The sequence below is a fragment of the Pseudomonas sp. AC211 genome, from assembly GCF_979258055.1.
In genome coordinates this window covers 4348375-4367214 of the sequence record NZ_OZ409830.1, presented here as the reverse complement: position 1 = coordinate 4367214, position 18840 = coordinate 4348375, and the positions used below count along the sequence as shown (strand labels likewise).

Here is an 18840-nt window from a genome sequence, read left to right as displayed (position 1 = left end):
GGCCGGCTATCATCCGACAAACCTGCCTGTGACTCCAGCCTTGCGAAGGTTACGGCGTGCTTCGTGATGGCGATTTAGAGCGGCGCAGGCAGGCAAAACGCGCCGATCTGGTAGCGAACGGCGCGCTTCAAGCGGTAATGCGCGCCGTTCGTGCCGTTACGCCTCGACGAGCAATCCATCGACACGCTGGAAGCCACGGGCAGTTTGTCGCCGCGACGGCCGCGTTCGCCTTTGTAATGCTCCAGATCATCGGCTTTCAGCGACAGCGTGCGCTTGCCGGCTTGCAGCACCAGCGTGGCGCCGGCTGGCAGCACGGCAAGCCCGGTGACGAACTCTTCGCGATTGGCCACGCGATCACCCGGCACGCCGATGATTTTGTTGCCCTTGCCTTTGCCCAGTTGCGGCAGGTCGGCAACCTTGAACAGCAGCAGGCGGCCTTCGGTGGTCACCGCCGCCAGCCAATCTTCCTCACGGTTTGCCACCGGTTGCGGCAGCAACACTTTGGCGCCGTTGGGCAGGCTGAGCAGGGCCTTACCGGCCTTGTTCTTGGCTTGCAGGTCTTCACCTTTCACCACGAAGCCGTAGCCGGCGTCGGAGGCGATGACGAACAGCGCGTCGTCCTCGGGCAGCAACACGCATTCGAACGTGGCGCCTGGCGGTGGCGTCAGGCGGCCGGTCAACGGTTCGCCCTGGCCCCGTGCGGACGGCAGCGAATGCGCGGCCAGCGAGTAGCTGCGCCCGGTGGAGTCGATAAATACCGCGTATTGGTTCGAGCGCCCCGGTGCCGAGGCTTTGAATTCGTCGCCGGCTTTGTAGGAGAGCGAGGTGGCGTCGATGTCGTGACCTTTGGCACAGCGCACCCAGCCTTTTTCCGACACCACCACGGTGACCGGCTCGGTGGGCATCAGCTCGGTTTCCGACAGTGCTTTGGCTTCGGCGCGCGCCACGATGGGCGAGCGGCGGTTGTCGCCGTAGGTTTCGGCGTCGGCGATCAGCTCGGTGCGCACCAGTTTGCGCAGCTTGGTTTCGCTGCCCAGCAGGGCCTGCAGCTTGGCTTGTTCCTTGGCGAGCTCTTCCTGTTCGCCACGGATTTTCATCTCTTCCAGCCGTGCCAATTGGCGCAGGCGGGTGTCGAGGATGTAATCGGCCTGGGTGTCGGTCAGCGCAAAGCGCTCCATCAGCACCGACTTGGGATGGTCCTCGGTGCGGATGATATGAATGACTTCATCCAGGTTGAGGAAGGCGATCAGCAAGCCGTCCAACAGGTGCAGGCGGCGCTCGACTTTATCTAGGCGGAATTGCAGGCGACGGCGCACGGTGCCGATGCGGAACACCAGCCATTCGCTGAGCAGGTCGCGCAGGTTTTTCACCTGCGGTTTGCCGTCCAGGCCAATGATGTTGATGTTCACCCGGTAGCTGGATTCCAGCTCGGTGGTGGCAAACAGATGCTGCATCAGCTCGTCGGCATCGACGCGGTTGGAACGCGGAATGATGACGATGCGGCACGGGTGTTCGTGGTCCGACTCATCGCGCAGGTCCGCGACCATCGGCAGCTTTTTCGCCTGCATCTGACCGGCGATCTGTTCCAGCACTTTGGCGCCCGACACTTGGTGCGGCAGCGCGGTAACAACGATGTCGCCATCTTCCACGCGGTACACCGCGCGCATACGTACCGAGCCTTTGCCGGTTTCGTAGATTTTCAGCAGGTCGGCGCGCGGGGTAATCACTTCCGCTTCGGTCGGGTAATCCGGGCCGAGCACGTGTTCGCAGAGCTCTTCAACCGTGGCCTTCGGCTCATCGAGCAGGCGCACGCAGGCGCTGGCGACTTCGCGCAGGTTGTGCGGCGGTACGTCGGTGGCCATGCCCACGGCAATACCGGTGGTGCCGTTGAGCAGCAGGTTGGGCAGGCGCGCCGGCAGCACGGCGGGTTCGTCGAGCGTGCCGTCGAAGTTCGGCACCCAGTCGGCGGTGCCTTGGCCCAGTTCGGTGAGCAGCACTTCCGAGTAACGCGACAGGCGCGCCTCGGTGTAGCGCATGGCGGCGAAGGATTTCGGATCATCCGGCGCGCCCCAGTTGCCCTGGCCGTCGACCAGCGTGTAGCGATAGCTGAACGGCTGGGCCATCAGCACCATGGCTTCGTAGCACGCGGAGTCGCCGTGGGGGGGGAACTTACCCAGCACGTCACCGACGGTACGCGCTGATTTCTTGTGCTTGGAATCGGCATCCAGGCCCAGCTCGCTCATGGCGTAGATGATGCGCCGCTGTACCGGTTTCAGGCCGTCGCCAATGTGCGGCAGGGCGCGGTCCATGATTACGTACATGGAATAGTTGAGGTAGGCCTGCTCGGTGAAGTCGGCCAGGGAGCGCCGCTCCACGCCGTCCAGGCTCAGGTCTAGAGAGTCGCTCATGCGTGCCTCATTGTGTGGTGGTCTGGCGCAGCACCAAAGTGCCGTCGCGCTGGGTGAATTCCAGTTGTTTGAGTGCGCTCATGCCCAGCAGCACTTCGTCGCCCTGCATGCCGGGCGCCACCAGGGCGCGCACGTTGTGCAGGACGATCTCGCCCAATTGCAGGCTGTCGATTCGGGTGCGGTAACCGGTGCTCATGCCGTTGGCAGTGCTCACGGTTACCGGCGCGCCGCGTTCCAGCTTGAGGCCGTCGGCCATCTCGCCGGGAATGGCCACGTCGGTGGCGCCGGTGTCGAGCATAAACAGCACGGTGTTGCCATTAATGGCGCCGGTCGAAACAAAGTGGCCTTGGCCATTTCCGGCCAGGCGCACTTCGATAAAGCCTTGGCCGTGGGACGAGCTCGGCACCTGGTTCGGGTTGTGCTTTTTCTCTTCCCACTGCCCGAAAAAGTGCGTGGCCAACGCCAAGCCGGCGCCCCAGAACAGCACCCACATCACGCGACCGGCGCGGCGGCCGACGGTTTGTTCGGTCACGGCTTGGCGCTCCAGCCATCAGCCGGCGCGGCAAAGCGCCAGACGATAGGGCGGTCTTCACCGTCGCCACGGGCTTTGTTGCCGTTGTCTAGGCCGATCCAGGCACCTTGTTCATCGATGGTCAGCGCTTCTGCCATGCCCCACGGTTCGTCGTACTTGCGGGCGTCGGTCAGCGCTTCGTTGGCGAATGACCAGCAGTGTTCGGCTTCGCCGGTGTCCACGGCGCGGCGGCAAATTCGGTGGGTCAGGCGCTCAAGGGTGTACAGATGATTCTTGTATAAGGCGAGGTCGCCGAAGTCTTTGGGCATGGGTTTGGTGCCCATTTGCGGCGGCGGCAGTTCGTCGCCGCCCTCGCTCATCAGCACGCAGCCACCGGCGCATTTCCAACTACCGTCAACCTTGTGCAGCACCAGCAAGCCCCGGCGTTCGCGCTCGGCCGCCAGCCACAACCGTTCGGCCTTGGCATCGACCACCAGCCCTTCGAACAGCGCATTGAAATGCAGCAGCATGCCGCTGGCACGCGCCTGACGGACCATGCCCGGCGGCAGGTTCAGCCATTCGCCCGTGCCGGCCGGTGGAATCATCAGAACGGCCGACGCCGCTTCGCTGACCAGGTACAGGTTGCCCTTGGCATCGCAGCTGATGCCTTCGAAATCCAGGGCGCCGCCACGGGTCAGGCTGGCGAGCCAATTGCGCACGCGCGTGCCCCAGGGCAGCGGGCTTTGCGGTGCAGGCGGGCGTCGAACAGTTCCACCTCGGCCTTAAGCACGGCGCCTTTGTTAATGAGGCGGTAAACGCGATCGTCGTCGCGGTCGGACACCGTCCATAGCGCATCGCCGCACCATGCCAGGCCAGACAAGTTGCCAGTCGGCATGCCGTCTACCGCCTGTTCGCTGAGCAGTTTCAGCTCTTCGAAAGGCGGCGCAGGCGCCGGCGCTTGCTCGGGTTCGGCGGCATCCATGGCCACCACCGGTTGCGGCTTGGCGGCCGCAGGTGGGGGCGAGGTTTGCGCGAAAACGGGAGCAGCTATCAGCAGCAGGGCCGCGAACAGCTGGCGCATCAGGGTCAGAACCTCGGCCAAGTCGCCTTTGGATTCCAGCCAGGTTTTACGGTCGCCCGCGCGTTTTTTCGCCAGCAGCATGTCCATCAATTCCTGGGTCAGCTCGAAGTCTTCCAGGGTCAACTGCACCAGGCGGCGCGTGTTGGGGTCCATGGTGGTTTCGCGCAGTTGCGGCGGGTTCATCTCGCCCAGCCCTTTAAAGCGCGCGACCTGCGGCTTGCCGCGTTTTTCTCGGCCACCAGGCGGTCGAGAATGCCATCGCGTTCCGCTTCGTCGAGGGCGTAGTAAATCTCTTTGCCCAGGTCGATGCGGTACAGCGGCGGCATGGCGACATACACGTGGCCGGCATCGACCAGTGCGCGGAAGTGCCGCACGAACAAGGCACAGAGCAAGGTGGCGATGTGCAGACCGTCCGAGTCGGCGTCGGCGAGGATGCAGATTTTGCCGTAGCGCAGCTGCGAAAGGTCCGCCGCGCCGGGGTCGACGCCAATGGCGACGGCAATGTTGTGCACTTCCTGGCTGGCCAGCACTTCACCGCCGTCCACTTCCCAGGTGTTCAGAATCTTGCCGCGCAGGGGAAGAATGGCTTGGAATTCTTTATCCTGCGCTTGCTTGGCCGAACCGCCGGCGGAATCACCTTCCACCAGAAACAGCTCGGAGCGCATCGGGTCCTGGCCGGCGCAATCGGCCAGCTTGCCAGGCAGCGCCGGGCCCTGGGTGATGCGTTTGCGTTCGACTTTCTTACCGGCTTTCAGGCGCCGGCCGGCGTTGCTGATGGCCAGTTCCGCCAATTGCAGACCGAGTTCCGGGTGCTGGTTCAGCCACAGGCTAAAGGCATCTTTGACCACGCCGGAAACAAAGGCCGACGCTTCGCGGGAGGACAAGCGCTCTTTGGTCTGCCCGGAGAATTGCGGCTCCTGCATCTTCATCGACAGCACAAAAGCGATGCGTTCCCACACGTCTTCCGGCGCCAGCTTCACGCCGCGCGGCAGCAGGCTACGGAATTCGCAAAACTCGCGCATCGCATCCAGCAGGCCTTGGCGCAGGCCGTTCACATGGGTGCCGCCTTGGGCGGTAGGAATCAGGTTGACGTAGCTTTCCTGCACGCTTTCGCCGCCTTCGGGCAGCCACAGCAAGGCCCAGTCAACGGCTTCTTTACTCGGCCAGGCTGCCGCAGAACGGCTCGTTGGGCAGACGCTCGACCTCAGCGACGGAATCGGCCAGATACGAGCGCAGGCCATCTTCGTAGAACCATTCAATTTTTTCGCCGCTGGCTTTGTCTTCAAAGCTCACCGACAGGCCCGGGCACAGCACGGCCTTGGCCTTGAGCACGTGCTTGAGGCGGCTGACCGAAAATTTGTGCGAGTCGAAGTATTTGCCGTCGGGCCAGAAATGCACGCTGGTGCCGGTATTGCGCTTGCCAACAGTGCCGATCACTTCCAGATCGGTGGCTTTGAAGCCGTCGGCGAAGGTCATGCGGTATTCGTTGCCGTCGCGTTTTACCCGCACTTCCACGCTGGTGGACAAGGCGTTAACGACCGAAATACCCACGCCGTGCAGACCACCGGAGAATTGGTAGTTCTTGTTCGAGAATTTGCCGCCGGCATGCAGCTTGGTCAGGATCAGCTCAACGCCCGGCACGCCTTCTTCAGGGTGGATGTCCACCGGCATCCCGCGGCCGTCGTCGCTCACTTCCAGCGAGTTGTCTTCGTGCAGGATCACCTGCACTGATCTGGCGTGGCCGGCCAGGGCTTCGTCGACGCTGTTGTCGATGACTTCCTGGGCCAGGTGGTTGGGACGGCTGGTGTCGGTGTACATGCCCGGGCGCTTGCGCACCGGATCGAGGCCGGAAAGGACTTCGATGGCGTCTGCGTTGTAAGAGCTGGAACCTTGCTGGGCCATGGGGTCTCGTTCGTCAGTCGTTAAATGTCGGAAAAGTCGAAATCGCGCCAGGTGCTCGAGGCAAACCCGGCAAACGCCAGCAAGGCCGGCAGGCGCTGGGCAAAACCCTGGAAGCCATGGTCGCCACCTGCCTGAATGCGCAGGGCGCAGTCCCGGTAGAAGGTCTGGGCGTGCCGATAATCAAGGGTTTCGTCGGCGGTCTGCAACCACACCTGATAGCGGGCGGGGTCGGCGGGCGCCGGCACTTCCAGTTCGCTCAAAGCGGTGACGTGGTCGAGGGTCAGTCTCCAGGTTTCGCCGGTGTAATGGTTGGTCTGGGTGCCCAGATGGCCAGCGAACAGGCGGTGAGGGTTGACCGCCGGGTTGATCACCAGCGCCTTCAGGCCGTGGCGCTCGGCCAAGTGGGTCGCATAGTAGCCGCCAAGGGAGCTGCCGACCAGCGTCGGGCTGCCCAGCTCCATGATCGCTTCCTCCAGCTGCGCCATGGCCTGGCGCGGGTGGTGATGCAGCGCAGGCATGCGCACCTGATCGGCCCAGCCGAGGCGCTGCATGACGCCGCTCAACTGGCCGGCTTTGTGCGATGCCGGTGAGCTGTTGAGGCCGTGTATATAAAGAAGGGTGGGGGTGTCGGTCAGCACGCGGGCGACTCCATAAAACCGTAGCGGCGCACTTTAGCAAAGATGGTGTGGGCGTTGGTTGGGTCGTTGTGCGTTGGGCTGTTACGCCTTGCGGCGGTCAGTAACCCTTGATGGTGTAATCGACCACGAAATGAATGCCGGTGACGCGGGAAACGCCCGTCTCCAGGCGGCCATCGTCGTGCAGGCGCAGCCAGCGGTAGCCCGGCGCGGTGTCGTCGACCTGAAATTCTTCGCTACCGGGTGCAAATTGCACACAGGTGGACGGCGAGGCCAGCAGGCGCACGTCGTTGCGCATCTGGTCAAATTCCTGGTGGATGTGCCCCCACAGCACCGCTTTCACTTGTGGGAAACGGTCGAGTACGGCGAACAACTCATCCGGATTGCGCAAGCCAATGGGCTCCATCCAGCGGCAACCAATGGACACCGGGTGATGATGGAAACACACCAGGTGATGACGGTCCGGGGCTTCGCTCAGGGCATTGACCAGCAGATTCAGCTGCGCTTCTTCGAGGTAGCCAGGAACGGCGCCAGGAATGGAGGAATCGAGCACCGTCACGCGCCAATTGCCGACATCCAGCACCGGCGCCATCAGCTCGGTGCCCACGCAGGCTTGCTGCATGGCCGGCAATTCGTCGTGGTTGCCCGGAAACCAGCGCGCGGCGCCAGGCAGCACGGCGGTCATTTCACGGAAACGGTTATACGATTGCAGCGAGCCATCTTGAGAAAGGTCGCCGGTGGCGAGCATCAAATCGATGTGCGGCTGCTCGAGCTGCACGCGTTCGATGACTTTTTCCAGGCTGTGACGGGTGTCCATGCCCAGCAGTTTGCCGTCCGCTTCTGCAAATAAATGGCTGTCGGACAGCTGCACCAGCAGCACCGACGAATCAGCAGAGGGAATGGACGAGCTCGGCAAGGCCGTCTCCTTGAGCGGTTTGGTGAGAATTATGATTGTTTAGCACGCTACTGGTAAAGGCAGGATGCGGACATGGGTCACAGTTAAGTGGCGCGGTAGAGCGAAAGTTCTCTTTTTCGAGAACGAGTCACTGCGTGACGCCGCATGGGCTAAACGCAGGGACGTCTACCGCACAGGGTTCCAGTTCGTGCCCGCACGCCAGGCAATGACTGAGCCATTCGCCGAGGAATAGGTTCAACTGGGTTTTCTCATCCGGCTGGTGCATCGCCGCATTGGGGTACGCGTAGATGCTGCGAAAGCGCCGCGCATTCTCGGCGCTCAACCACTTCGGCCATACGCGCATCGTGGTACACGCGCACTTCCAGCCGCGGAATCGGCAACCACGGCAAACTGTGTTCCTGCCTCACCTGCAACGTGGTGGTGTAGGGGCAGGCCTCCAACACATCCAGCGCCAGCACACCGAGCAAGCGTTCGCCCTGACTCAACGCCACGCGCCGCGAGCCGCGCTCATCACGCATGGCTGGCAGCAGCCGCATCAGCCGCGCGTAGTTGGCCTCGCAGGCTGCTTGCAGTTCGATCAGGTCGACGCGGTAGCGGTCGCGCAGCAGGGTTACGCCCACATTCCCCTCACTTCAGCACGGTTAAGTGCCAGCCATTGAATGGCAATGATCGTTGCCGCGTTATAAATCCGCCCATCGCGAACCGCCGCCAGGGCGTTCTTCGAAGGGCACTACGTGTACGCGAATGTCTTCGCCTTCTTCTTCCAAACCATGCACGCCGCCGGCATTGCTGCTGTCGCAGCGACCGATGTAGAGGTGCACTTTTTCATCCGAGCCACCGGGCGAAGGGAAGTACGAGGGTAGGGGCCACAAGGCACCCAACTCCAGATCGGCTTCTTCCACCGCTTCACGGCGGGCCACTTCTTCGGGCTGCTCATCTTTGTCGATCAACCCGGCCACCAGTTCCAGCAGCCACGGGTTAACGCCTTTGGTCATGGCGCCGACGCGAAACTGTTCGATCAGCACCACGTTGTCGGCCTTGGGGTCGTACGGCAACACGCAGACGGCGTCGTGGCGCACGAACAGCTCGCGGCTGATTTTCTGCCCCATCTCGCCGGAGAACTGGCGATGGCGCAGGTGCAGGCGGTCGACCTTGTAAAAGCCCTTGAAGCAGTTTTCCCGCTCAATGATTTCTACGTCATCCGGGCCTGGCGTGAAGGTCTTGGTCATCGGTTACCTATTCGCTACTGAAACGTCGATTGCTGTCATCCTAGCTTGCCTCGGCGAGCACCGCAGCCCCTTTCAAGAATGCCGACGGGCTGAGAGGATAGCCGCCCGCGCAAAGCCACAAACGCCGAACTCATGTCGGCAACGGCAGTCGAAGCCCGACACTTGCTGTTTTTCACCCGCGTAAATTTGCCTCTCTGCCAAGGAATGCCATGTCCCTGTTGAAAGCCTGTTCACCGCTCGCTCTGGCCCTGCTGCTCGGCGGCTGCGCCAGCCTGTTTCAGCCCGACTTGACCGACAAGCTGGACGTTAAACGCACGGCCTGGGAACACACTCAGCCGGGTTGCCAAGGCAGCGATTGCCCGTTGGTCAATATCGACACCGTGAGCTTTGCCGACGAGCCGCAACTGACCGCATTGATCGACCAGCGTCTGCGCCAGATGACCATCAACACCCCCGACGCCACCTTGCCGGCCACCCTGCAGAGCTACGAAAAAAAGCTTTCTGCAATCAGCCGAGCCGGGTTGGTCGAGCTACCTGCAAGCCAAAGTACGCGAGCAGCATGACGGCCTGGTGATCATCGAATTGTCCAGCTACTTGTTCACCGGCGGCGCCCACGGCATGCCGGGTCGGCAGCTGATCAACTACGACCGCAAACTGCACAAAGTACTGACGCTGCAAGACATCCTCATCCCCGGCCAGGAAGCCGCCTTTTGGCAGGCCGCCGAGTTGGCGCACAAGGGTTGGCTGATGGCCAACAAGCTGGATCAGATCCTGAATTCATCAAAACCTGGCCGTTTATGCGCACCGACAACATCGGCCTGACCTTTGGCGCCGTGAGCCTGATGTACGACGTGTACAGCATTGCGCCGTACGCCTCGGGTCATCCGGAGTTGAAGATTCCGTACCCGCGCTTGAATGGCATTGTGAAGCCGCAGTATTTCCCGGGTCGTGGTTAACCCGAAAAGCATCGCGGCTAATCGGAATGCCGCCCAACCGCTCCCACAGAAATCGTAAACCTGTAGGAGCGGCTTCAGCCGCGAGCTTTTTACGCCTGTGCGGCCGCTGTTCTGGCGCCCACGCTGCCCAACCCAAACTGCAACACGCCCGCCACGATCAGCGCTGGCAACGTCGCGCCCAGTTCTGGATAGAAGTTAGCCAGCAAATGGTAAGTCGCCACGCCACCCGCCCAGGCTGCCAGAGCAGACCAGCGCAAGGCGTGCTGCACGACCGCGCTGGCGCGGCGGCGCAGGATGAAGTGGTCGACCAGCACCACGCCAAACAGCGGCGCAAATACCGAGCCGATCAGCAGCAGGAAGTTCTGGTACTGCGCCAGCGGGGCCACGCAGGCGATCACGGTGCACATCACGCCGATGGCCAGCGCCAGATGCTCCACTTTCACACGCACAAACGTGCCGCTGGAAACGGCCGCCGAGTGAACGTCGGCGAACGCGTTTTCCGATTCATCCAGCAAAATCAGCAGCAACGGAATACCCAGGCCCGCCCCTGCCAATGCCAGCAGCAGCGCGTTCGCTTCACCGCTCGGCGCGAACGCCAGGGTGTACGCCACGCCCAGGCCCATCAGCCACACGTTGCCAATAAAGAAACCCACGGCGGTGCCGCCGAATACGCTGCCGGCGCGTTTGCCGAAGCGCGAGTAGTCGGCAATCAGCGGCAGCCACGACAGCGGCATGGCGATAGCGATGTCGAAACCAAGGGCGAATGGCAACGTGCCGTCACCGCGCTGCGCCCACAGGGTGGCGAGATCGGCTTTGGCGAACAGGTTCCAGGTCAGCCAAATGCAGGCGCCGAGCAACAGCCAAACGCCCCATTTGCGCAGCACTTGCCGCACGAATGTGAGCGGCCCAGTGACGGCCAGCAAGGTGACGAGCGCACCGAACAGCAGGGTCCAGAGCAGCGGTTGGGTCCACAGACTCTCTTCGCCGAACGCGCGTGTCGCCAGCAGGCTGGCGGCGTCGCGCATCACGATAATTTCGAACGAGCCCCAGCCAATCAGCTGCAGCAAATTCAACAGCGCCGGCAGGCTGGCGCCCTGGTTGCCGAGGCTGAGTTTGATCGCCGCCATCGACGCCAGGCCGGTGTCGCTGCCAATCACGCCAACGGCGGCCAGCAGCAAAACGCCGACGGCGGTGCCCAGGGCGATTGCCAGCAAGCCGAACGCCAGGCCCAGGCCGGGGGCGAGGAGGGCGCCGGTTTGCAGCACCATCAGGCCAATGCCGAGGGAAACCACAGGGGAAACAGATCACGCGCGCCGAACACGCGCTGGCTGGCCGGGACGGCGAGATCGGGGGAATAGGTGCTGGGTGTGTTCACGGCTTTTTGTTCTCGGGGGACGCGTTGGTGGTGAGTGTGGGGTTCGGCTGGCTGGCCGGTTCCCTCACCCTAGCCCTCCCCGCTGGGGCGAGGGGACTGATCGTTGAGGTGTCGCAAATGTTCGCCGTAGCCTCGATCCGCCCCCTCTCGCGGGAGAGGGTTGGGGTGAGGGGGACGTTGCTGCCGCCTTAGACTTTTTTGTAAAGCTGACTACCTTCCTGCTTAAACCGCTCAGCCTGCTCCTGCATGCCTTGCTGCACGTCGATATCCACCGCCTCGATGCGTTGATTAGCGGCGTATTCGCGTACTTCCTGGGTGATTTTCATCGAGCAGAATTTCGGCCCGCACATGGAGCAGAAGTGCGCGACCTTGGCCGAGTCTTTGGGCAAGGTTTCGTCGTGGTAGGCGCGCGCCGTGTCGGGGTCCAGGCCAGGTTGAACTGGTCTTCCCAGCGGAATTCGAAGCGTGCTTTGGACAGTGCGTTGTCGCGGATTTGCGCACCCGGATGCCCCTTGGCAAGGTCGGCGGCGTGGGCCGCGATCTTGTAGTGATGATGCCGGTCTTGACGTCATCTTTGTTCGGCAAACCCAGGTGCTCTTTGGGCGTGACGTAGCAGAGCATGGCGCAGCCGAACCAGCCGATCATGGCGGCGCCGATTCCCCGAGGTGATGTGGTCGTAGCCCGGCGCAATGTCGGTGGTCAGTGGGCCGAGGGTGTAGAACGGCGCCTCGTCGCGGCATTCCAGCTGCTTGTCCATGTTCTCTTTGATCAGCTGCATCGGCACGTGGCCGGGGCCTTCGATCATGCATTGGACGTCGTGCTTCCAGGCGATTTTGGTCGGCTCGCCGAGGGTTTCCAGTTCACCGAATTGCGCGGCGTCGTTGGCGTCGGCAATCGAGCCGGGGCGCAGGCCGTCGCCGAGGGAGAACGACACGTCGTAAGCCTTCATGATTTCGCAGATGTCGTCGAAGTGCGTGTACAGGAAGTTCTCTTTGTGGTGCGCCAGGCACCACTCGGCCATGATCGAGCCGCCGCGCGAAACGATGCCGGTCACGCGTTTGGCGGTCAGCGGCACGTAGCGCAAGAGCACGCCGGCGGAATGGTGAAGTAGTCGACGCCTTGTTCGGCTTGCTCGATCAGGGTGTCGCGGAACAACTCCCAGGTCAGGTCTTCGGCCGCGCCGCCGACTTTTTCCAGCGCCTGGTAGATCGGTACGGTGCCGATCGGCACGGGCGAGTTGCGGATGATCCATTCGCGGGTTTCGTGAATGTGTTTGCCGGTGGACAAGTCCATGACCGTGTCCGAACCCCAGCGAATGCCCCAGGTCAGCTTGGCCACTTCTTCTTCAATCGAGGAGCCGAGTGCGCTGTTGCCGATGTTGCCGTTGATTTTCACCAGGAAGTTGCGGCCGATAATCATCGGCTCCAATTCGACGTGGTTGATGTTGGCCGGAATGATGGCGCGGCCGCGGGCAATTTCTTCGCGCACGAACTCGGCGGTGATTTCTTTGGGAATGCTGGCGCCGAAGCTATGGCCGGGGTGTTGCTGGTCGAGCAAGCCGGCGGCGCGGTGTTCCTGGAGTTTCATGTTCTCGCGAATGGCGACGAACTCCATCTCCGGGGTGATGATGCCCTGGCGCGCGTAGTGCATTTGGCTGACGTTGGCGCCGGCTTTGGCTCGGCGCGGGTTGCGCACGTGGGCAAAGCGCATGGCGGTGAGTTCAGGGTTGCTCAGGCGCTCCTGGCCAAAATGGGAGCTGAGGCCCGGCAGGCGCTCGGTGTCGCCACGGGCTTCGATCCACGGCGAGCGGATGTCGGCCAGGCCTTTGCGCACGTCGATTTGTACGGCGGGGTCGGTGTAGGGGCCGCTGGTGTCATACACCAGCACGGGCGCGTTGATTTCGCCCCGCTCTCTGTCCTGAAAACCCGGTCGGCGTGACGTCGAGGCTGATTTCGCGCATGGGCACGAGAATGTCCGGGCGTGAGCCCTGCACATAAATCTTCTGCGAGCGAGTGAAGGGTTGTACCGATTGCTGATCGACCTGGGCGCTCTCGCTCAAGTTTTTTAGTTGTTGTTTTGTGCTCATCAAGGCTCTCCAACGTCATCCTGAACGGGATTGTCGGAGTGGACCTGAAGGGGGCAGAGGTGCACCGGGGCTGGTGCCAGAGGACTCGCAAACGGACGGCATGCGAGCAATCTTGTTCCCTACGCAGGCGTTAACCTGATCAGGTTCAACGGGATCCGGATTAACCGATCTCAGCCTTTCACTCAAGGCACCCCGACAAGAACTCGGCCACTCTAAACAAGGGGCGGAAGAAAACCAACCCCGAAGTCAAAAAAAGTCTGACTGATGCGTCGGATCGTGACGACGCCAGCGTCGCCTAAAGATGATTGTTGCGGGCAAGCAACATAGCTTGTCGCAAACTACACTCACGGCGCGTTCAGGGCGCTTGACCCCCTGCAGCGCGCCCCTTAGCCTTGCCCATCACCGCCCCGCTGCCGCTGGTTCAGGGGCCACACCAATTAGGATGATTAGCATGCTGCGCAGACTTTCCCTGGCACTTGCCGTGGCTTCAGCATCAAGCGGCGCTGCCTGGGCAGCGGAAGCACCCCTGTCAGCCAAGACAGACCTGGTGAGCGTTTATCAGGAAGCGGTCAACAACAACGCCGACCTGGCCGCCGCCCGCGCCGACTATGAAGCCCGTAAAGAAGTGGTGCCCTCAGGCCCGCGCCGGGCTGCTGCCGAACATTTCGGGCGGCGCCAGCGACAACAGCCGCACCAAAGTGGAAACCTCTGCCGGCGACCCCGACATTGAGCCGTAGCGGCACCGTGTACCAGGCCACCCTGAGCCAACCGATTTTCCGCGCCGACCGCTGGTTCCAACTGCAAGCGGCCGAAGCGATTGACGAGCAAGCTTCGCTGGAACTGTCCGCCACCGAACAGAACCTGATTCTGCAAACCGCCGAAGCGTATTTCGCTGTGCTGCGCGCGCAAGACAACCTGGCCTCGACCAAGGCCGAAGAGGCGGCGTTCCAACGTCAGCTCGACCAAGCCAATGAGCGCTTCGATGTCGGCCTCTCGGATAAAACCGACGTACTTGAAGCCCAGGCCAGCTTCGACACCGCCCGCGCCAACCGCATTCTGGCGCAGCGCTCGGTAGACGATTCGTTCCAGTCGTTGATTACCCTGACCAACCACGACTACAACTCGGTTGAAGGCATCAAGCACACGCTGCCGGTGCTGGCTCCCGCGCCGAACGACGCCAAAGCCTGGGTCGACACCGCCGCGCAGCAGAACCTCAACCTGCAAGCCAGCAACTTTGCCGTTAACGCCGCCGAAGAAACCCTGCGTCAACGCAAGGCCGGCCACGCGCCGACCGTTGATGCCGTGGCGCAATACCAGCGCGGCGACAACGACAGCCTTGGCTACGTCAACAGCGGCACCTTTGGCGCGCCGCGTTACAACGGCGACGTTGAGCAACGCAGCATTGGCCTGCAGTTGAATATCCCGATCTACAGCGGCGGCCTTACCAGTTCACAAGCGCGTGAGGCTTACCAGCGCCTGAACCAGGCCGAGCAGCAGCGCGAAAGCCTGCGTCGCCAAGTGGTGGAAAACACCCGTAACCTGCACCGCGCGGTAAACACCGACGTGGAAACCGTGCAGGCGCGCAAGCAGTCGATCATCTCCAACCAGAGCGCGCTGGAAGCGACCGAAATCGGCTACCAGGTCGGTACGCGCAACATCGTCGACGTGCTCGACGCCCAGCGTCAGCTCTACAGTTCGGTGCGTAACTACAACAACGCCCGCTACGACTACATTCTCGACAACCTGCGCCTGAAGCAGGCCGCTGGTACGCCGTTGAGCCCGGCGGATCTGGAAACCCTGGCGCGCTTCCTCAAGCCGGACTACAACCCGGACAAAGACTTCTTGCCGCCGGATTTGGCCAAGTCGGCTGAGCAGAACCTCAAGGCCAAACCGGAATATTGATCCGATGAGGCAAAAAAAACCCCGCCAAGTGCGGGGCTTTTTTATTGGTTCGAGACCTTGTGGGAGCGGCTTTAGCCGCGATGCTTTTGGTGGTCAAGATCATCGCGGCTAATCGGAATGCCGCCGAGCCGCTCCTACAAGGACTTGTAGGCCTGTGGGAGAAACCCTCGACCGAGTAACGGCCGCCATTTATAAGAGCTCGGCCTGTCCGTCTCCTACCGTCTGATTGCCTTGCGGGCGACGATTCCGGTCACCGCCACACCCGCACACGGCAACCACACCCACCGCGCCTCCGAGGCCAGTACCGCCAGCCCACGTTCGCTAAAGAAACCGTTGATAAACGGCGACACGGCAATCGGTCGCCAGGGCGCGAAGAAGCGTTGTTCGCTCCAGGGCCATAACCACGCCACACCCAGGCCGCCGTTGGTGAAGGCATCGAGCAGGCTGTGGGAGGCGGCGGCCAGCGCCAGGAACACGCCGGCTTTGATCCGACCACTGTTGAGCAGCGGCGCGAATATCCAGGCCCAGCACGCCCATCAGTGCGGCAAACAGCAGGGAGTGACTCGCACCGCGATGGCCAAAGCTGTCGGCATAGGCGATGCCAAATTTGAACGCCAGCACGTCGGCATCCGGCAGGCAGGCGGCGATTATGCCGGCCAGCAGCAAGCGCGTGGGGATAACCCGGCTGCCCAGCGCCAGGCCAATGGCCAGGACGGGCAGCGGGTGGGTGATGAGGGTGGTCAAGGGCGGGCGGGTTGTTCGTGCATGCGCGCCAGTTGGCGCTCCAGCAGCGACGGGTACGGTTCCAGCAAGCGTTCGACGCAGCACGCGCCTTCCGGGCTGGCAATCGGACGAATGCGTACGCGTTGGCGCAGCAGCACGTCGTCGCCAATGCTGCGCTCGACCAGCAACAAGTTGCGGCTGTGTTGCGACAGCGCCAGGGCATCCTGGGCGGTGTCGCTGAGCAGCAGGTCGCCCTGGCTAAGGTCGCCGAGGTCTTCGCCGGCGGTGAGGCCGAGCTGCAGTTGCAGGGTGATGCCGCTGTCGGCCACTTCAATTTGCAGGGCATGGCCCAAGGCGCGCATCAGCTCGCCGCAGCAGATGGCGTGGGTGAGGTAGTCCTCGCCGCTGTCGTCGCTGTTGAACAGCATCAGGCTGCTGCCGTCTTTCAGGGTGTGCAGCACGCCGTTGTACAGCGAGGCAGCCTGGTCGAGGCAGTCGCGGTAGCGTTGCAGCAGATCCATCAAGCGCGCACGCGGCAAGCGGCGCAGTTGTTCCTGGGCGCCGAGCTGAATGGCCAGTACGGCGGTCAGTTCAGGCTTGTTTTGCTCGGGGGCGTAATCGTCTTCTTCAACGTCGAGCACCGGATCCTGCAGGTCGGCGAACGGGTCGTCTTCGTCCAGCGGCGCCTGAATCGGTTTTACCCGCAGCGGTGACTGCACGCGGCGCGGTGGCTCGCGCAGGTCGTCATGGTCGCTGTCGTAACTGTCATCGCGCAGGTCGCGCACTTCGAATTCGGGCTCCTCGTCGGCGTCTTCGTCTACGTAGGCGTCGTCGTCTTCGGCGAAGGTGCGCTCGTCGTCTTCGTAGTCGTCCTCGTCATATTCAGGCTCCGGCGGCGCGACCGGTTTTGGTTTTTCCGGCACCAGGCGCGATTGCAGTTGGCGGGCCAGATCGCCGATTTCATCGTTGCGACCGGCAGCCGGTGCCGGGTCATCCGGGTCGCGCAGCCACAGGCGCAGCTGCATCAATGGCGTGGAAATATGGCGGCCCAAGCGCAGGCTCAGGCTCAAGGTCAGGGCCAGCAGAATCAGACTGAGTAAGCCCATGCTCTGCAGACTGATGGTCATGGGCTGCTGGAATTGCTGCATGTCCAGGCTGATGCGCAGGTGGCCGGCGATCACTTCCTGAAAGGTGATGGGCGTGGAATACAGCCCCTCGGTTTCACCCAGCATGCTTTGCGTGGGCCGCGAACCGGCCTCGGCGAGGATGCGGTTGTCGACGCTATAGATAGCGGCGTGGGCCACCAGCGGGTTTTTCACCAGGTTATTGAGCAGCACGTTGAGGCTGAGAATGTCGTTGGACACCAGCAGCTCGGTGGCCGAGGCGGCCGTTTGAATGGTCAGGCTCTGGCCCAGCGCGTCGGCCTGCTGCTGCATCGCCTGCTTGAACTGCATGCCCATGACCAAGGCATAGATGACCAGCGCCGCGGCCACCAGCAACAGGCTGTGACTGGCAATGCGCAAGGCCAACGGCACGCGGCGCTGGCGCAGCGCGTGGAAGATCAGCAGGAAGAAGTTGTCGGGTTTTACAGGCGCGGGCCGGTTCACAGAGCGCGGCTCTTTTCGAAATGGAATTGGCGCGCAGTATAACGAGGGCATGGGGGAGGGCAAAGCGCTGTGCGTGCCCGTATAGCGGTGAAAGTGGTTAGAATGTGCGCCTTTTCCTCACCCTCAACGCCCTGTGTGCGCCCTATGTGGGCAATGCGTTGACGCTTCTGCCGTGCCTTGTGGAGGTCCGCCTTGCGCGAAATCGTTCTGATCAATATCACCGGCGAAGACCGCCCGGGTCTGACAGCCGCCATTACCGGCGTGCTGGCGCAGGGCGGCGTGAACATTCTCGACATCGGCCAGGCCGTTATCCACAACACCTTGTCGTTCGGCATTCTGGTAGAGATTCCGGGCACCGAGCAGGGCTCCGTGGTGCTCAAGGACGTGCTGTTCACCGCCTACAAACTTGATCAGCAAGTGCGCTTCACGCCCGTCTCCGAGGCCGACTACCAGCAATGGGTCAGCGGCCAGGGCAAAGCCCGGCACATCGTTACCCTGCTGACGCGCCGCGTGACTGCCGAGCAATTGCAGCGCGTGAGTTCGATCACCGCCAAATACGGCTTGAACATCGACCACATTGACCGTCTTTCCGGGCGTATGCCGCTCGACACGCCCGCCGACCAGAGCAAAGGCTGCATCGAGTTTTCCGTGCGCGGCGAGCCGGCCGATCCAGGCGCGCTGCGGGCCGAGTTCCTCAGCGTCGCGCAGGAACTGAACGTTGACATCGCCTTCCAGCAAGACTCTGTATTCCGCCGCAACCGCCGCCTGGCGGTGTTCGACATGGACTCGACGCTGATTGAAGCGGAAGTGATCGACGAGCTGGCCAAGGTGGCGGGCGTGGGCGAGAAAGTATCGGAAATCACCGAGCGCGCCATGCGCGGCGAACTGGATTTTCGCGCCAGCTTCAAAGAGCGTCTGGCCTTGCTCAAAGGCCTGCCGGAAAGCGAATTGGCCGCCATTGGCGCCTCGCTGCGCCTGACCGAAGGCGCCGAAACGCTGTTCACCGAACTCAAGCGCCTAGGCTACAAAACCGCGATTCTCTCGGGCGGCTTCAGCTATTTCGCCAAGCAACTGCAAGCCAAACTGGGCATTGATTACGTGTTTGCCAACGAGCTGCAGATCGAAGACGGCAAACTGACCGGCGTGGCGATCGAGCCGATTGTCGACGCTCAGCGCAAAGCCGATTTGCTGCGTCAGCTGGCCGAACAGGAAGGCGTGAGCCTGGAGCAAACCATCGCCGTGGGCGACGGCGCCAACGACTTGCCGATGCTGGCGATTGCCGGTTTGGGCGTTGCGTTCCGTGCGAAGCCGCTGGTGAAGCAATCGGCCAAACAGGCGATTTCGACGCTTGGGTTGGACGGCGTGCTGTATCTGCTGGGCTATCGGGATCGCGACGGCCAAGCGTAGGCCCTCGGTCATCTGTAGGAGCGGCTTTAGCCGCGATGCTTTTGACGCTAGGAACATCGCGGCTAAAGCCGCTCCTACAGGGTGCCGAGGGGCATAAAAAAC

General features: G+C 62.4%; 5 protein-coding genes, 10 pseudogenes and 1 riboswitch. Of the genes and pseudogenes, 3 read left to right on the top strand and 12 right to left on the bottom strand.

Features of this window, described 5'->3' with window-relative positions; genetic code table 11:
- Window positions 1-156: 156 nt before the first annotated feature.
- From parC to ACZZZP_RS20610, 8 genes and pseudogenes are all read right to left on the bottom strand, one after another.
- Window positions 157-2408 (bottom strand): annotated as a pseudogene (parC, locus tag ACZZZP_RS20645) (DNA topoisomerase IV subunit A).
- A 7-nt stretch (window positions 2409-2415) separates the two neighbouring features.
- On the bottom strand, window positions 2416-2901 hold the full coding sequence (locus ACZZZP_RS20640) for a retropepsin-like aspartic protease family protein (RefSeq protein WP_463384763.1): 486 nt from the start codon (window positions 2899-2901) through the stop codon (window positions 2416-2418).
- Window positions 2902-2936: 35 nt separating this feature from the next.
- Window positions 2937-3901 (bottom strand): annotated as a pseudogene (locus ACZZZP_RS20635) (esterase-like activity of phytase family protein).
- A gap of 105 nt (window positions 3902-4006) precedes the next feature.
- Window positions 4007-5902: pseudogene (parE, locus tag ACZZZP_RS20630) on the bottom strand (DNA topoisomerase IV subunit B); the annotation flags it as partial.
- 20 nt (window positions 5903-5922) lie between these two features.
- Window positions 5923-6540 (bottom strand): YqiA/YcfP family alpha/beta fold hydrolase, encoded by a 618-nt coding sequence (locus ACZZZP_RS20625; protein ID WP_463536808.1) that lies wholly within the window; start codon window positions 6538-6540, stop codon window positions 5923-5925.
- 97 nt (window positions 6541-6637) lie between these two features.
- On the bottom strand, window positions 6638-7453 hold the full coding sequence (cpdA, locus tag ACZZZP_RS20620) for a 3',5'-cyclic-AMP phosphodiesterase (RefSeq protein WP_463383947.1): 816 nt from the start codon (window positions 7451-7453) through the stop codon (window positions 6638-6640).
- A gap of 127 nt (window positions 7454-7580) precedes the next feature.
- Window positions 7581-8073, bottom strand: a pseudogene (locus tag ACZZZP_RS20615) (DUF1249 domain-containing protein).
- A pseudogene (locus ACZZZP_RS20610) lies at window positions 8064-8682 on the bottom strand (NUDIX domain-containing protein). The pseudogenes ACZZZP_RS20615 and ACZZZP_RS20610 overlap by 10 nt, the downstream one beginning before the upstream one ends.
- 209 nt (window positions 8683-8891) lie before the next feature.
- On the opposite strand from ACZZZP_RS20610, the pseudogene ACZZZP_RS20605 reads away from it, so the two are divergent.
- Window positions 8892-9638: pseudogene (locus ACZZZP_RS20605) on the top strand (RsiV family protein).
- A gap of 89 nt (window positions 9639-9727) precedes the next feature.
- On the opposite strand, the pseudogene cytX reads toward ACZZZP_RS20605, so the two are convergent.
- A pseudogene (cytX, locus tag ACZZZP_RS20600) lies at window positions 9728-11013 on the bottom strand (putative hydroxymethylpyrimidine transporter CytX).
- A gap of 188 nt (window positions 11014-11201) precedes the next feature.
- Window positions 11202-13099 (bottom strand): annotated as a pseudogene (gene thiC / locus ACZZZP_RS20595) (phosphomethylpyrimidine synthase ThiC).
- A gap of 99 nt (window positions 13100-13198) precedes the next feature.
- Window positions 13199-13304, bottom strand: a riboswitch (TPP riboswitch).
- Between the two features lie 246 nt (window positions 13305-13550).
- Here thiC and ACZZZP_RS20590 point away from each other — a divergent pair.
- Window positions 13551-15001 (top strand): annotated as a pseudogene (locus tag ACZZZP_RS20590) (TolC family outer membrane protein).
- Between the two features lie 215 nt (window positions 15002-15216).
- On the opposite strand, the pseudogene ACZZZP_RS20585 reads toward ACZZZP_RS20590, so the two are convergent.
- Window positions 15217-15745, bottom strand: a pseudogene (locus tag ACZZZP_RS20585) (metal-dependent hydrolase).
- Window positions 15742-17331 (bottom strand): histidine kinase, encoded by a 1590-nt coding sequence (locus ACZZZP_RS20580; RefSeq protein WP_463383942.1) that lies wholly within the window; start codon window positions 17329-17331, stop codon window positions 15742-15744. Before ACZZZP_RS20580 ends, ACZZZP_RS20585 begins: the two are co-directional and overlap by 4 nt.
- Before the next feature lie 192 nt (window positions 17332-17523).
- Between ACZZZP_RS20580 and serB the strand changes: the two genes are divergently transcribed.
- Window positions 17524-18738, top strand: coding sequence for a phosphoserine phosphatase SerB (serB, locus tag ACZZZP_RS20575; RefSeq protein WP_122493299.1), 1215 nt, complete (start codon window positions 17524-17526; stop codon window positions 18736-18738).
- Window positions 18739-18840 lie beyond the last annotated feature (102 nt).